A 16,226-nucleotide genomic window follows, 5' to 3' on the forward strand; every position below is an offset into this window, starting at 1 on the left:
TCTAAAATTATTATATTCTTAATTTAGTAATTTATAGATATAGTAAATAAAAATTTAGGAAAAAACGTGTATAAACTTTCTATTAATAAAGAGTTGTTTTCTGATATTTTATTAAAAAAAATCAATATTTTAGAAAAAAAGAACAATAATTATTGGAAAAAAGAGTTACTAGAACCTACTATTATTGATGATAAATTAACTTATACTATAAAACAATTTGATAAATTACAAATAACAAATGGCTTGGGAAAAAATCAACCACAATTGATTATTGAATGTAAAAAAGTTGATTATGATATAGAAAATGGATGTTTTCAGTTTTATTTGGGAAAAATATTCGAGCAAAAAAATATAAATATTGTTGAAGATGAAAAAGATATTATAATAAAACAGTTATTAGAAGAACGAGAAAAGTTACTTGAAATGTTAAACCTAAAGAAATAGCTAGAGTATAAACTCTAACTATTTAAATTAAGAATTATCAGAAATTATTTTCCGATTTGATCAGCAATTGCTTGGATAGATGCATCATCTAAACCTTTAACTTGTCCAACCATTAAACCTTTCATAGCTCCACCATAAGTTCCATCTTGGTAACCTTTTAAAGAAGCAACGATTTCAGCCTTAGTCATATCTTTAATTATTTTTGATTTTCCTAATGCAACTTTTTCACCAGTAGCACCGTGACATGCAACACATTTAGCATAAGGGTTTGCAAAAGCAACACAAGCAGTTAATAAAGATGCAGCGATAATAATTTTTTTCATGATAGATCCTTTTTTTTATATTAAGATAATTGTATTAGATTTTTCTTTAAAAGTTATTGACTTTGGTCAATAAAATGAGGTGTTTTTTAGAAAATAACCAATGAGGTTATTTTCTATTTAGTTTTAAGTTCTTTTTTTAATTCTTCTTTATTGATTTTATTTTTATCAGAAGGAATTAATGGTAAAGATTTCTTATAAATAATTTTAGAAGGAAGCATATAAGAAGCTAAATGATTTTTTAACTCAAATAAAATTTCACTTGAATTTAATTCGCTATTTCCACTATAAACTAATACAATTTCTTCTTCAATTTCTTCATTTTCTATTGAAAAAACAGCACATTGGTCTATAGAAGGAAAAATATTATCTATTACTGATTCTATTTCATAAGGATTTACTCTAAATCCTCTGGTCTTAATCATATCATCTTGTCTTGATACAAAATAAAAATATCCTTCTTCATCTTTATAAACAAAGTCACCTGTTTTTACAACAATTTCATCTCTTAATTGACCTTCAAGATTAATTGCATTTTTTAATATATCAATTGATTTAAATCTTTGCTCTGTTTCTTTTGGTGCATTCCAGAAACCTTTATAGATATATCCACCTCTATGAATTAACTCTCCAACAACTCTTGGAGCACATTCTTTCCCGTTTTCATCAATTACATATAATTCAACATCAGGAATTGCTTTTCCAATAGAATTAGGTCTTATTTTTAATTGAGAAGGATCTAAATAGGTTGATCTAAATGCTTCTGTCAATCCATGCATAGAATAAAATTTCGCATTTGTAAAATGTTTTTCAAGATCTTTTATCATCTTAGCTGTAACATTTCCACCTGAAGAAGTAATAATTCTTACACCTTTTAATAACTCAGCACTTGGAAGTCTATGTTCATCTTCATCAAACATATCTGATATATTAATTGGCATTAATGGTAATACTGTAATCTTATCATTTATAATATGGTTGAAAAAATCACTTGGCAATACAAATCTATGTAAAGCTAATGTTGCTCTTTTATATAAAGAACAGAAAAGTTGATTTAAACCATAATCAAGATTAAATATTAAAAGTCCTGAAATAACATCATTTTGCTCTAAATGTAAATATTGAGATACAACACGAGCTGAATCAATTAGATTTCTATGAGAAATTACTATTCCATTTGGTTTTCCACTTAAACCAAAAGAGTAAGTAATAACAGCATTATTATGCCCACTCACATCACAAATATAAGGCTTATTATAATATTTGTAAATCTCTTCAAATGATGGTAAATCTTTATGACTTGTTTCATATGAAATTATATGACCTTCAAATTTAATCTCTTCAATAGATTCAAGTTTGATTTTATCAGTGATAATACATTTAATATCACAATCACCAATAATATATTCAACTTGTTCAGCTTTAAGTAGTTTTGTTAATGGAACTAATACATAATTTGTTGATAAAATCGCTAAAATTGCAATTACTTGGTCTATTCCTTTATTTGAATAAATACCAATTCTACTTCCTTTTGGTAAATCAAGCTCAGCTAAATAGTAAGCAATTTGATTTACTTTAGTAAAAAGTTCCCTATAAGTTAATTTTTCATTTCCAAAAACTAAAGCAATTTTATCTGGGTTTGATACATTTGCATCTTCTATTAATGTTCTAATACAGTTTATTGACATTTTTATCCCTTTTTATTGTTGTGTGATACCAAGTGTCCAAATATCATAATTTGAATCCATGATGATTGCAGGATGAATATCTGAAGTTAAAATCTTTTTATAGAAAAATGAAATAATATCTTCAGCCTCTTCAAAACTTAATACCTTTGTTATACCACCTGTTAATACAATTGATTTTAGTAGATTTAACTTTAATTTTATATATAAAGGATGAGCTTCACTAACTTTATATAAAACTAAGAAAATTGCTAATTGCATTAAAATTCTCAAACTTTTAGGTGAATCTTCATTAAAAATATTTTCTGTAACTTTTAGGTGAGCTAACAGTTCATAAACAAACTCATTATTTTTAGCAGCAAATATTAAAGACTCTTTTGATTTAAAGACTCCAAGTTTTTTAAATACTAATCTATCATACTCATTTTCAGTAACCATATTATCAAATGATAAATCTTTTGAGTAGTGAATATCAGTAGTAGCTCCTCCAATATCTATTAGAATAAATGGATTAACAGCTGCAAATTTACTATCTATAAAAGGTAGTGTTTTATTTACAATATATGGAGTTGAAAATATTTGATTTGAAGTTAAATCATATAGATGTTTGATATCTTCTTTTCCTTCAATATCAGCTTGATAAAGGTTTGTTAAATAGTTTTTTAAAGGCTCTTCAACAACATGTAGTTTATTATTAATAATATTTTCTACAATTACAAGATTTTTAATTTTTGATGTTAAATAATCTCTATCTTTAACAGTTCCTGCAAAAACTACATTCGAGTAGTTTAAATTTGCTAAATAGTTAAATAATTTTTCATCAAATACCTTATCAACGCTATTTATTCCACCCACAATTATAACAACATCAATTAAATCACTAGGAATTGAAGTTGTATCAATATCTTGATATAAAACAGTATTAATAATATTAATTCCTGAATTATAAGCAATATTTGTTGCAAATTTTAGTGAAAAAGAGTTTGTAACTCCAATAATTAGTGTTGTTAATCCACCATTTGCTGATGAACAAATAAATACTTCATCTTTTTTAAATTTAGAGATAGTATCAGAACATTTTGATAATAAATCATCATAAATATCTTTATTAAAATCTCTAAAATGTTGCTCAACTTGGTTATTTGCACAAACTTTAAAATATGTACTTCCAACGTCTATTAATAATTTATTTTGGCTCATTGCATAATTCCTATATCATGAATAATATCATTTACTATTGATGAAGCATCTTTATTTAAATCACATTGTGCTTTTTCATATTCAAAACATCTATCACTTATTGGAAGATTTCCTTTTTTGATGATTCTTATGTTTTTATTTTTATCTCTCACAGTCACAACTTCATTATGATTGATAATATGTGGAGAGTATGGAACATCTATGATTCCAGATTTTATAGAGTTAAATACTTTTCTCCATAATGTGTCTGCTTTATCATTAAATACAGCTTCCATAATAGCCATTACTTCTTGTGTTACAATCTCTTCTTCTTGTTCATCAGTAATTACAGGAATTCCTTGTAACATTCTTAGAGTATATTGAGTATTTGCAACTGTTTTTGCATTTGATTCTCGAGTTGGAATACCAAAGGCTTCATCTCTTGTTTTTGTAATGATTTTATCAGCTCGAACCATTGCAGCAATTACAGTTGAAGTATTGATTAATGACTCACTATAATCTTTATTTGATGGAAATGCTCCCATCCATTGGTGATAAACAAGATTTACCATAGCATCACCACATCCGATTTGTTCTGCATAGTGTTTTGCCATTTTTCTTAAAACATTAGCTGTTACTATATCTTGAATCATAGAACCAGTTTGAGAAAATGAAACAGAGAAAGATTTTACACCTTCTTCAAGAGATAAAAGCATTTCGCAAATTTGAATAACAATAGTAATACAAGGAGGCACTAAAGTAGCAGTTAGTGGTCCAAATGATTCTCTATTTATTGGTTCATTTAGTTTTGAATAGTTTGCACAAACTCTTTCTACATATTTCCAATACATAAATGCTTTATCAAGTGGAAAGTTTTTAGAGTAGGGTAAAAGGTAAGTAATTGGTCCACCTTCAATTTCAAAAATACCAGAAGCTAAAGCAGTTTCTATTAAAAGTCTAGCATCAGGAGTTCCATGTCGCAAGCTAATTGGTTTATCAAAGTGAGTCATCATTTTTCTAGATGTTCTATAACCATGATTTACAAGTGGATAACCATTTAGCATATCAACTTCATTTTCTTCTGAAAGTTTTAACATCTTAGCACTTGTTGCATAGTCATTTAATCTTGTATTTGAATCAATAGTACAAGGCAATACATCAACATTTGCTTCATTGAAAAACTCATACAATGAAAACATTTTTTTATAAGTAGGAAATCCACCACGTGGTTGAACTAACATTTTTTGTTTGTTCTTAAAGTGATGAGAAATAAATAGATTTTTAGAAGCGCCTTTTATAAACTCTTCAATTTCTGCAAAATCAAAATTATCTGCATACTTATTTTGAACGATTATATTTCGTTCTTCTTGAAGTAAACTCAATTTCTCTCCTTTAAATATTTTTCTAATTCATCTAATCCTGTATTTAAATCTGTTTGGTGAAATACTAAATCAAATCCATAGTTTTTGAATTTTGGTACAAGAACACTTGCATCTCCTTCTCCAACTGCTAAATTCCCACCAATCATAAATACAACATCTTTTAGGTTTTTGTATTTAGATTTTAAAATACCTAATTCTCTACACCAACCTTCAGCTTCACCATTTAGTGAAGAGATTAGTAATACATCAGCATTTGTTTCAATAACTGCATCTATAAACTCTTCAAGATATGTATTAACACCTAAATTAAATACTTCAAATCCTCTTGCTTGTAACGATATATCAATAAGTCTGTTTGCAACTACGTGAATATCATTACCAACTACGCCTGTAACTACTTTCATATTTTCTACCTAAATTTACTAGATTTTATTTGTTTTCATAAAGTTGGTGATTTTATCTAAAATAGGGTTATAAATTGTTTATAAGGTGTGGAAGTGGAGGGTTTTTTGATTTTATTATTAAATAAAGAGAGAAAGAGCCTCTTTATTTACTTGTTGCTACATCAAATTTACCAATTGCACAAGAAACGAAGCTTTTTGCTGTTGTTGCTGCTTTTTCAAATCCACTTAACTCATCAGTAGTTAATGGATAACCTAAAGATCTAAGTTTTACTTTTAAAGCATCAAGTTTTTCATCTTCAATATCGAGTGTAATTTTTCTAGGATGAACTTCTAAATCTACGCTTACTTCTCCAAACTCATCTTTTAGTGATTTTGTAAGGGTGCTGGCACATCCACCACATTTTACATTTAAAACTTCAAATGTTTGTTTCATATTTTACTCCTTATTTTCCTTTTTGTTTAAAACTTTAAAGGTAAAATTTTATATATTGAAAGTATAACTGTTTTGCTCTTAGTTTTAATTTTATATGGAAGAAGATTTGATATTTTGTGATTAACTAGATTGATATAAATAGAAAAAAAGAGAAGAAAAATCTTCTCTTTTTATTTCTTAGGATTAGAAATTATCCAATAATAGCGTTTAATGTAGCAGATGGTCTCATAGCAGCTGATGTTTTAGCATCATCTGGTAAGTAGTATCCACCCATATCAACACTGTTTCCGTGAACTGCAACTAATTCTGAAACGATTTTATCTTCATTTTCAGTCATTGCTTTTGCAATTGGTGCAAATTCTGCTGCAAGTTCAGCATCAGCAGTTTGTGCTGCTAATTCTTGTGCCCAGTACATAGCTAAGTAGAAATGAGAACCTCTATTATCAATTCCACCTAATTTTCTTGATGGTGATTTATCATTGATTAAGAATGTTCCAGTTGCTTTATCTAAAGTATCAGCTAAAACTTTTGCTTTTGGATTATTTTGAGTATTTGCTAAGTGATCAAAAGAAGCAGCTAATGCCATAAATTCACCTAATGAATCCCATCTTAAATAATCTTCTTCAGCAAATTGTTGAACGTGTTTAGGAGCAGATCCACCAGCACCTGTTTCAAATAATCCTCCACCTTGCATTAATGGAACGATTGATAACATTTTTGCAGATGTTCCAAGCTCTAAAATTGGGAATAAGTCAGTGTTATAATCTCTTAATACATTTCCAGTAACAGAAATAGTATCAAGACCAGCTCTCATTCTTTCTAAAGATTTTTTAGTTGCATCAACAGGAGTCATAATAGAAATATCTAATCCCGTTGTATCATGAGTTGGTAAATATTTTTCAACTTTTTTAATCATCTCAGCATCATGAGCTCTTGCAGGGTCTAACCAGAAAATTGCAGGAGTATTTGATAATCTTGATCTTGTAACTGCTAATTTAATCCAATCTTGAATTGGAGCATCTTTTGCTTGACACATTCTGAAAATATCTCCAGCTTCAACATCAAAACTAAATACAGTGTTTCCATCTTTATCAGTAACAACAATTTTTCCATCAGCTTTTGCTTGGAAAGTTTTGTCGTGTGAACCATATTCTTCAGCTTTTTGAGCCATTAAACCAACATTTGGAACTGTTCCAATTGTTTTTACATCTAATGTACCATTTTCTTTACAATCATCAATAACAGCTTTAAAAGATTGTGCATAACATCTATCAGGAATCATTGCTATTGTGTCTTCTTCTTTATCTTCAGCATTCCACATTTTCCCACCACCTTTAATCATAGCAGGCATAGAAGCATCAACGATAACATCTGATGGTACATGTAAATTTGTAATTCCTTTAGCAGAATTTACCATTGCAAGTCTTGGTTGTGTAGCATAAACTGCAGCAATATCAGCTTCAATTTCAGATTTTTTAGCTGCATCAACTTTGTCTAATTTAGAGTATAAGTCACCTAAACCATTATTAAAGTTAACACCTAATTCTTTGAATAAATCAGCATGTTTAGCAATTAAATCTTTAAAATATACTTCAACAGCAAATCCAAACATAATAGGATCAGATACTTTCATCATTGTAGCTTTTAAGTGTAATGATAATAATACATCTTCTTTTTTAGCTCTTTCAATAGCACTTGCATAGAATTCTTTTAAAGCTTTTGCACTCATAGTTGTTGCATCAATGATTTCACCAGGAATAACTTTTGTAGAAGCTTTTAATACAGTTTCAGTCCCTTTTGCATCAATAAAAGAGATTTTTAAATCATCTGCATCATCAAAAGTTTTTGATAATTCAGAACCATAAAAGTCACCTGAATTCATAAATGCAACGTCAGTTTTAGATTCAGCAGTCCATTTACCCATTCTATGAGGATTAGCTTTTGCGTAGTTTTTAACAGCACCTGGAGCTCTTCTATCTGAATTTCCTTCTCTTAATACAGGATTAACTGCAGATCCAGAGATTTTTGAATATCTAGCAGTGATTTCTTCGCTAGCATCATAATTTGGTACATCATAACCTTTTGCTTGTAATTCAGCGATTGCAGCTTTTAATTGAGGAACAGAAGCTGAAACATTTGGTAATTTGATAATATTAACTGTTGGATCTTGCGTTAATGCACCAAGTTCTGCTAAATCATCACCAATTTTTTGGTCTTCTTTTAAGTTTTCAGGGAAGTTTGCTAAAATTCTTCCAGCTAATGAAATATCTTTTGTAACCATTTCAATACCAGAGCTTTTTGTGAAAGCTTTAATAATTGGTAAAAAAGAGTATGTTGCTAAAGCAGGAGCTTCATCAACTTTTGTGTAAATGATTTTTGACATATTGTTTCCTAAATTTTGAATTTTAATGTTGAATGCATAATACCTACATTATCATTTTAGGAAATTGAAAGCGCTTATATTTAAGCTTGTGAGAAATTGATTGTTTCAATTTTTCACAATTAATTTATACTATTAAATAAATCTTTAATAGATGCTGGTTTTTGATACTCAACATCAGTTTTCATAATATCTTTAGCTTCTTTATCTATCTCAGTTTCATTTTCTTTTACTTTTGTATAATTTTTTTCTACACCCACATTTGCATTTATATTATTAACATGTGCCATATAGTTTTTTGAAAATTTATGTAATCCATTGTTATTATCTCTAACAAAGTATAAGTAGTCACTTTTCACAGGGAAAATTGCAGCCTTAATTGCATCAAGACTCACAGCACAAACAGGATCTTTTGGTAAGCCATTTACCTTATATGTGTTGTAAGAACTATTATCGTCTTTGATTCTTTGTGCAGTTACAACAGTGTTTGAATATTCACCATAGTTTAAAGTTCCATCCATTTGAAGTTTCATTCCACTTTTTAATCTATTATGAATAACACTTGAAACAATTGGCATTTCATTTATACTAGCTGCTTCTTTTTGTATCACTGAGGCTAAACTTAAATAATAATACCATTTTCTTTTATCATAAATACCAAATATTTTTTTTGAAAATTCTTCATATTTTTTATTTGTTTGAGAAAAAAGATAAAAGATCATATGATCTTCTTTCATGCCTATTGGTAAAGAATAAGTCTCTGCTAAAATATTTCCATCAGCCTTATAAGCGTACTGATTGTATAAGTCAGTTAGTTTTTCTTCTGAAAGATTAAATTCACTTGCAAGTCTTTTTAAGAAAACATAAGATGTTTCTCCTGGTATCAAAGTAATTGATTTTAAAGCTGCTTTTGAGTTAGTAAGCTTATAAATGAAATCCATTTTAGTAAGTCTATGTTCACTTATATCTATCCAACCACTTTGAATATATCCACTTGCTTTTATAATAATTGTATCAAGAGTATTCATCTCAAAGCCACTTTTATTTAAGTATGCTATAATACCAACCGTACTGCCTTTAGGAATAAATAAAACTTTAGTAGAAGTTATTGGCATCGTCACATAAAATAAAACAACAATTAAACTAACAAGGATAAAATCTATAATGTTGAAGATGATTAAACTTCTTTTTCTTTCTCTTTTCTTAATAATAATATTACTCTTTTCGTTTCTGTATTCCGGCATAAAAATAGACTCTTTCTCTTTTTCAAATATTTTAATTTCGCAATTCTATATTAAAATGGATAAAAAACTTATTTTAAACATTGAAAATATCGAATTAAAATCAAAAGAAACAAAAAGTACAAGCTCATTTGATGAGTTAAAAAGAGATTTAGAGTCTTTACCTATGATCTTGAAATTGTTCCAGAAAATCGATATTGAAAGATTAAAAGTAGGAGATAATGAATTTAAAATAATTTTAGATGAAGATACTTTATATTTAGATAATAAATTTGTAAATATTTCTTCAAAAATGGACATTTCTTCGAAACAAGTAAGCTTTGATTTGTACTCTTTATACTTAAAAGACGTAGAATTGCTATTTGATGGGAAAATAAAAGTTGATTATTTTAATGAAAAAATGAATTATTTTGGAAATTTTTATTATCAAGATATTCAAAGTAATATTAATGTTGAAATGACAAAAGAATTAGCTAAATTTTATTTAGCTAGTGAGTCTTTTAAAAGCTTGAAATTTTTAAAAAAATTTATAACTCTTCCCCCTGCTGCTGAAGAATGGATGTATGATAATGTTGAAGGAAATATTAAATTACAGAATTTTTATGGAGAGTTTGATTTAGAAAAAAATGAACTTGTATATGATTCTTTAAGAGGAAATGCCCAAATAGAAGCTGCAAAAATAAGATTTCATAAAGATGTTGATGTTATAAATACAAAAAATCTAGATATTACTTTTGAAAATGATAGCTTAGGATTTAAATTAATAGAACCAACATTTAAAGATAAAAGTTTAGATGGAAGTTTTGTTATGATTCATAATTTAACAAGTTCACAGTTAGGTGAAGTAGAAGTAAATATAAAAGCTAATACAAAACTTGATAAAGATATTTTAGGTATTTTAAAAGCTTATGATATCAATCTTCCATTAGTTCAAAATAGTGGAAATACTGATGCTTCTTTACAAATGATTTTTCCTTATGAAGAGGATAAACCTATGATAACAAAAGGTGTTTTCTTACTAACAGATGCAGATATTCTTATAAATAAATTTGCATTTTCTTCAAAAAGTGCAGAAGTTCTTTTAAATGATTCTATGATTGAAATAAAAAATGCAGACTTTAAATATAAAGATATGATTGACGCAATTGTAAATATTAATCTTGATACAAAAACTTTAAAATCTGAAGGTTTAGTTGATATTAAATCTTTTTTAATTGCAAAAGAAAATAAAGAAGAAATTGTAAATATCAAAAATAAAACATCAGCTATTTCAATGGATTTTAATAATGAAGTAAATATAGAATTAAAAGATTTAGAAACAAGTGTAAAAGTATCAGATTTGATATATGTTGATGTTAAAAACTTATCAAAAATTTATCCTTATTCTAAACTTTTAAAAGATATTTCAATTAAAGATGGAAATATCTCTTTAAGTGTAAAAGATGATAAAAATATTAATTTCATAGCAAATATAAAAGGTCTTGAATTTCCAATACAAAAAGATGATAAATTAATAGAAAGTCTTAATATAAAAGGTTCAATTGAAGATAAAAAGATTTTAATTTCATCAGAAGATGAAAAATTAAAAGTTGAAGTTAATGAGCAAGTTAATATTTATTTAAAAGATTTAGATGTTTTAATTGATACAAAAAAAGTAAATACTTCTTCAAAAACTAGTATGAATATCTTTTTAGATAACAGCAAACTAAAAATTGATGAGTCCGTTTATGAGCTAAAAAATGCAAAAGTAAATATTAAAAAAGATGAAATAGCTTTTAATGCCTATGTTGTAAATTTAGATATTCCATTAAAGAAAAATGATAAAAAAGTAGACGAATTATCACTTGAAGGTACTTATAGCAATAATTTAACTACCTTATATACAAAAAACAAAGATTTGATTATAGAATTAAACAAAGATTTTACTAAATTAAAAATTGATGGCTACGATGTATTATATTCAACTGGAAATAAGGAAGATGAAGATAAAGATAAAAAAGAAGATGATAGAAACATAGATATTCTAGGTAAAAATTCTAATATTTTTATAAATGAAAAATATAAATTTTTAGCAGATAATTATGAGATAAGTGTAAGGGCTGATAAAAGTAAATACATTCATTTACAATACAAAAAAATAGATATTACAATGAATCAATCAAAAGATGAAAAAATAGATATCTTTTCAAATGAAATTAATGATGAATTTGTAAATGCAATTTTTGATAAAAAAATATTTGAGGGTGGAAATATATTATTATTAGCAAATGGAGATATCAATAATTTAGAAGGGAAAATGATTATTAAAGATAGTAATATTGATGATTTAGCAATTTTAAATAATCTTTTAATTTTTATTCATACCTCTCCTGCACTTATAAATCCATTTCTTGCAATTCCTTCTGTTGTTGGAATGGCTACAAATTCAGGATTTAATCTTACTGCATACAAAATCATAAATGGTTCTATTGAGTTTAATTATAGTAAAGAAAAAGAGCTTTTAGATATCAAAAAACTAGTTACTGTTGGAAATGGAATTGATTTTGATGGAAAAGGAAAAGTGAATTTGAATGACATGACAATAACTTCAGATATTAAACTTATATTCTTAAAAGATTATTCAAAAATAGTAGGTGCTATTCCTGTTGTTAATTTTGTTTTATTAGGGGACAATAACAGAGTTGAAACTCAAGTAAATGTATTTGGAGATTTAGATAATCCAAAGATATCTACAAACTTAACAAAAGATGCATTTAGTGTACCTATGAATATAGTAAAAAGAATTCTAACATCACCATCAGCACTATTAGATTTTGTAACTGGAAAAGAGACTGAAGAAGAAAAAGAAGATAAAGAGAATATGATAAATAAGCCTTTAGAATAAAAGGCTTATTTGTTTTTTTAATTTAGTTTTTACTCATTTCTTAAAACGTCAATAACGTCAATATTTGTAGCTTTTGAAGCTGGATAATAAGATGAAACAAGTACTATAATAACAGCACCAATAATAATAGATACAAAGTCACTCATAGCTAAATCAAGTGGAAGTTTAGCGCTACCATAAACATCAGCAGGTAAAGTAACAATATCAAAGTTATCTAAAAGCCAATAACCTATAAAACCTAAAGCAATTCCAGTTAAAATTCCTGCAAAACCAATAATAGTTCCAACTCTTAAGAAAATAGTTTTAATCTCTTTTGCAGTTGCTCCCATTGATAAAAGTAGGGCAATTTCTTTTCTTCTACTCATAACTGTCATTAAAAGTGATGAAATAATATTTAAAGAAGCAACTAGAATAATTAACATTAAAACTATAAATAGAGCTGTTTTTTCCATTTTCATAGCTGCGAAGAAGTTTCCATTTTGTTGCCACCAACCTACGATTCCACTATTTGTACCTCTTAGAGATTTTTTTAGTTTTTCCATATCTGCAAATGCATCATCTGAATGAATATGAATACCATCATAATAACCAGGCTCTTTTTTTAGTAGTATTTGTAAAGCTTCTAAAGAAGTATACATATATGACTTATCATAGGCATTAAGACCTGAATTAAAAGAGTTTACATAAGTAAATCTTTTCATTTTAGGCATCATAGAAAAACCTGTTGGATTAAGCTCTGTAAAATATAAAGTTGCTTTTGATCCACCATTTAAAAGTAGCTTATCAGAGATTCCAGAACCTGTAATAATGTCATATTTATCCATTTGAAGATTCCCTAAAGCATCTTTATAAATAGGATTAATTAAAGCTTCTTTTTCAGGAACTACTCCAAAAATCATACCTCCACTCATTGCTTCACCACTTTGAATAATAGCTTGTGATGAGATAAAAGGAGAAAATTTTAAATTAGGATACTCTTTTTGTAGCTTATTTAATAATTCTTCATTTAAAGAATTATCCATTTTAGGATAAATTGTTAAAGGATAATTCATTGTGAAAAGTTTTCTTTCAAACTCTTTGGCTGTTCCATTCATAATAGCCATAGATAAGATTAAAACCATAACCCCAATAGAAACACCTACAAATGCCAAAATAGCACTTATAGATATAAAAGGATTTTTTTTGTCAAATCTTAAATATTTTTTTACAATAAAATTTACTAACTTCTTATTCAATTTAGTTTCCTGCTGCTAAACCAATTTTAGGACCACTTTTACCACAACAGTGTTTGTATTTTAAACCACTTCCGCATGGACAATCTTCATTTCTAGCAATTTTTCTATCACTATTTTTTACAGCTTCTTGCGCAACATTAGTTGTAATATGTTCTGTTGATTCTTCCATTTGCTCTTTCATTTTAGCAATTGCAGCTTGTTCTTTTTCTCTATCTTCATTTGATTGAAGTTGAATTGTAAATAAAATTTTAATAATTTCATGTTTAATATTTGAAATTAATTCAATAAACATATTATAAGACTCTTTTTTATACTCAACCAATGGATCTTTTTGGTTATAACCTCTAAGACCAATTCCAGCTTTTAGTGTATCCATAGAGTATAAATGCTCTCTCCATGCTTTATCTAAAATTTGTAAGTATAATATTCTTTCAATTTCACTTTTTTGCTCAGGTGCAGCCATTGACATTTTTGAGTTATAAACTTCTCTTATCATAGTTGCTAATTTCTCTTCTAAATCTTCAAATGAATCAGTTTTTAAATCTTCAAGAGTTACAATAAATCTTAATTCTTCTTCTAATTTTACTTTTACATAGTCTAAATCAAAATCTTCAGATGGCATACCTTTTATTATATGAGCATTTGATAATAAATTATTGATATATTCAAGTCTATTTTCTTCTAATTTTGAATCAATGTTATAGTCAGGTTTTAATAAATCATTTCTAAAGCTGTAGATTACTTTTCTTTGTTGATTTGCAACATCATCATATTCAAGTAAATGTTTTCTTGACTCAAAATGCATTGCTTCTACTTTTTTCTGAGCATTTTCAACAGCACGTGTAACCATTCTAGATTCGATATGTTCACCTTCTTCAATACCTAATCTTTCCATGATTCCTTTTATTTTATCACTTCCGAAAATTCTTAAAAGATTATCTTCAAGTGATAAGTAAAATTGAGACTCACCAACATCACCTTGACGACCAGCTCTTCCTCTTAACTGATTATCAATTCTTCTAGACTCATGTCTTTCTGTTCCTATAATTGCTAATCCACCAAGATCTAAAATCTCTTTTGTAAGTTTAATATCAACTCCACGTCCAGCCATGTTCGTAGCAATTGTAACGGCACCTTTTTGACCAGCATCAGCAATAATTTTTCCCTCTTTTTCATGTTGTTTTGCATTTAAAACTGTATGAGGAATTTTTTTACTTACTAAAATTGCGTGTAATTTTTCTGATTTTTCAATTGAAGCAGTTCCCACAAGAACTGGTTGACCTTTTTCGTGTAATTGTTTGATTTTATTACAAACAGCTTCAAATTTTTCTCTTTCACTTTTATAAATAAGGTCATTTTTGTCAATTCTTTTTATTTCTACATTTGTAGGAATAGAAACAACATCTAGTTTATAAATCTCTGCAAACTCAGTAGCTTCTGTTTGAGCAGTTCCTGTCATACCAGCTAGTTTGTTATACATTCTAAAGTAATTTTGGAAAGTAATATCAGCTAAAGTTTGAGATTCATCTTGAATAGAAACACCTTCTTTAGCTTCTAAAGCTTGGTGTAAACCTTCAGAGAATCTTCTTCCTTCACTTAATCTTCCAGTAAATTCATCTACAATAATTACAGTGTTATCTTTTACAACATAATCAACATCATTTTCAAAAATATAATTCGCTTTTAATGCTTGATCCAGTGAGTGTGAAAGCATTGCATTTTCTATTGAATATAAGTTATCAACTGCAAAAAGTTTCTCTGCATTTTCATGCCCTTGTTCTGTTAGCATAACTGATTTATTTTTTTCATCAACAATAAAATCGCCAGTAGTAGTAGGTTTTTCAGAAGAGTTTTTAGGCTCTATTAACTGTCCTTTTTCTAATTGTAGTGCAATTTGATTTGCTCTTAAATAATCAGAACTTTTATGATTTGTTGGACCTGAAATAATTAAAGGAGTTCTTGCTTCATCGATTAAAATTGAGTCAACTTCATCTACGATTACGAAATTATGTTCTCTTTGAACTTTTTCATTAATATCATAATTCATATTATCTCTTAGATAATCAAATCCAAACTCATTGTTTGTTCCATATGTAATATCACAAGCATAATGAGCTCTTCTTTCTTGATCATCTCTTATTCCACCAACAACAGCACCAACACTAAATCCTAAAAAGTTATATAAAGGAGTAAGCTCAGCTGCATCTCTACTTGCTAGATAGTCATTTACAGTTACAACATGTACACCTTTTCCTGCAAGTGCATTTAATGCAACAGCTAAAGATCCAACTAAAGTTTTACCTTCACCCGTTTTCATCTCAGCAATTCTTCCATCATGTAAAACCATTGCCCCAACTAACTGAACATCATAAGGTCTCATATTCAAAGCTCTTTTAGAAGCTTCCCTTGTAATTGCAAAAGATTCATTTAAAACATCATTCAATGATTTTTCTTCTTTTTGTACAAGCTCTTTTAGTTTATTAAATTCGCTTTGTAGCTCTTCGTCGCTTAAATTTTCATACTTACTTTCAAGAGCTGTTATCTCTTGCGCTCGTTTTCTATATTGTTTTACTTCCCTATCGTTTCTTGTACCAAAAATCTTTGAAAAAACATTTAACATAAAATTAGTTCCTTTTCGT

Annotated in this window: 12 protein-coding genes; 2 read left to right on the forward strand and 10 right to left on the reverse strand. The window is 27.6% G+C overall.

The genetic code is table 11. The features are described 5' to 3' along the window. Positions 1 to 66: 66 nt before the first annotated feature. Positions 67 to 444, forward strand: a complete 378-nt coding sequence (locus AACT_RS07160; protein ID WP_172126149.1) for a hypothetical protein — start codon at positions 67 to 69, stop codon at positions 442 to 444. 44 nt (positions 445 to 488) lie between these two features. On the opposite strand, the gene AACT_RS07165 is transcribed toward AACT_RS07160, so the two are convergent. From AACT_RS07165 to mltG, 8 genes are all read right to left on the reverse strand, one after another. Then, positions 489 to 767, reverse strand: coding sequence for a c-type cytochrome (locus AACT_RS07165; protein WP_172126150.1), 279 nt, complete (start codon positions 765 to 767; stop codon positions 489 to 491). A 113-nt stretch (positions 768 to 880) separates the two neighbouring features. Then, the gene (locus AACT_RS07170; RefSeq protein WP_172126151.1) at positions 881 to 2,452 is read right to left on the reverse strand and encodes an AMP-binding protein; all 1,572 of its coding nucleotides are present in this window, start codon (positions 2,450 to 2,452) and stop codon (positions 881 to 883) included. A 12-nt stretch (positions 2,453 to 2,464) separates the two neighbouring features. After that, complete coding sequence (locus tag AACT_RS07175) at positions 2,465 to 3,649, reverse strand: glutamate mutase L (protein WP_172126152.1); 1,185 nt, start codon at positions 3,647 to 3,649, stop codon at positions 2,465 to 2,467. Continuing rightward, the gene (locus AACT_RS07180) at positions 3,646 to 5,010 is read right to left on the reverse strand and encodes a methylaspartate mutase (protein ID WP_172126153.1); all 1,365 of its coding nucleotides are present in this window, start codon (positions 5,008 to 5,010) and stop codon (positions 3,646 to 3,648) included. Before AACT_RS07180 ends, AACT_RS07175 begins: the two co-directional genes overlap by 4 nt. After that, positions 5,007 to 5,414, reverse strand: coding sequence for a methylaspartate mutase subunit S (gene glmS / locus AACT_RS07185; RefSeq protein WP_172126154.1), 408 nt, complete (start codon positions 5,412 to 5,414; stop codon positions 5,007 to 5,009). Before glmS ends, AACT_RS07180 begins: the two co-directional genes overlap by 4 nt. Positions 5,415 to 5,556: 142 nt before the next feature. Next, positions 5,557 to 5,847, reverse strand: a complete 291-nt coding sequence (locus tag AACT_RS07190) for a heavy-metal-associated domain-containing protein (protein WP_172126155.1) — start codon at positions 5,845 to 5,847, stop codon at positions 5,557 to 5,559. 190 nt (positions 5,848 to 6,037) lie between these two features. Continuing rightward, complete coding sequence (locus AACT_RS07195) at positions 6,038 to 8,230, reverse strand: NADP-dependent isocitrate dehydrogenase (protein ID WP_172126156.1); 2,193 nt, start codon at positions 8,228 to 8,230, stop codon at positions 6,038 to 6,040. A 119-nt stretch (positions 8,231 to 8,349) separates the two neighbouring features. Beyond that, entirely contained in the window at positions 8,350 to 9,471 is a 1,122-nt protein-coding gene (gene mltG / locus AACT_RS07200) for an endolytic transglycosylase MltG (RefSeq protein ID WP_172126157.1), read from the reverse strand. A gap of 55 nt (positions 9,472 to 9,526) precedes the next feature. Here mltG and AACT_RS07205 point away from each other — a divergent pair, with 55 nt between their 5' ends. Continuing rightward, on the forward strand, positions 9,527 to 12,352 hold the full coding sequence (locus tag AACT_RS07205; protein WP_172126158.1) for a YhdP family protein: 2,826 nt from the start codon (positions 9,527 to 9,529) through the stop codon (positions 12,350 to 12,352). Positions 12,353 to 12,381: 29 nt separating this feature from the next. On the opposite strand, the gene AACT_RS07210 is transcribed toward AACT_RS07205, so the two are convergent. Together AACT_RS07210 and secA are read right to left on the reverse strand one after the other, a co-directional pair. After that, positions 12,382 to 13,587 (reverse strand): ABC transporter permease, encoded by a 1,206-nt coding sequence (locus tag AACT_RS07210; protein WP_172126159.1) that lies wholly within the window; start codon positions 13,585 to 13,587, stop codon positions 12,382 to 12,384. A gap of 1 nt (position 13,588) precedes the next feature. Then, positions 13,589 to 16,207, reverse strand: a complete 2,619-nt coding sequence (gene secA, locus AACT_RS07215; protein ID WP_172126160.1) for a preprotein translocase subunit SecA — start codon at positions 16,205 to 16,207, stop codon at positions 13,589 to 13,591. Positions 16,208 to 16,226: the final 19 nt, after the last annotated feature.

Origin of the sequence: Arcobacter acticola, from assembly GCF_013177675.1 — a bacterium.
In the GTDB taxonomy this organism is placed as follows: Bacteria; Campylobacterota; Campylobacteria; order Campylobacterales; family Arcobacteraceae; genus Aliarcobacter; species Aliarcobacter acticola.

Coding starts and splice junctions, on each gene's coding strand:
- AACT_RS07165 (WP_172126150.1), bottom strand. CDS start 767: ATGAAAAAAATTATTATCGCTGCATCTTTATTAACTGCTTGTGTTGCT.
- AACT_RS07170 (WP_172126151.1), bottom strand. CDS start 2,452: ATGTCAATAAACTGTATTAGAACATTAATAGAAGATGCAAATGTATCA.
- AACT_RS07175 (WP_172126152.1), bottom strand. CDS start 3,649: ATGAGCCAAAATAAATTATTAATAGACGTTGGAAGTACATATTTTAAA.
- glmS (WP_172126154.1), bottom strand. CDS start 5,414: ATGAAAGTAGTTACAGGCGTAGTTGGTAATGATATTCACGTAGTTGCA.
- AACT_RS07190 (WP_172126155.1), bottom strand. CDS start 5,847: ATGAAACAAACATTTGAAGTTTTAAATGTAAAATGTGGTGGATGTGCC.
- AACT_RS07195 (WP_172126156.1), bottom strand. CDS start 8,230: ATGTCAAAAATCATTTACACAAAAGTTGATGAAGCTCCTGCTTTAGCA.
- mltG (WP_172126157.1), bottom strand. CDS start 9,471: ATGCCGGAATACAGAAACGAAAAGAGTAATATTATTATTAAGAAAAGA.
- AACT_RS07205 (WP_172126158.1), top strand. CDS start 9,527: ATGGATAAAAAACTTATTTTAAACATTGAAAATATCGAATTAAAATCA.
- secA (WP_172126160.1), bottom strand. CDS start 16,207: ATGTTAAATGTTTTTTCAAAGATTTTTGGTACAAGAAACGATAGGGAA.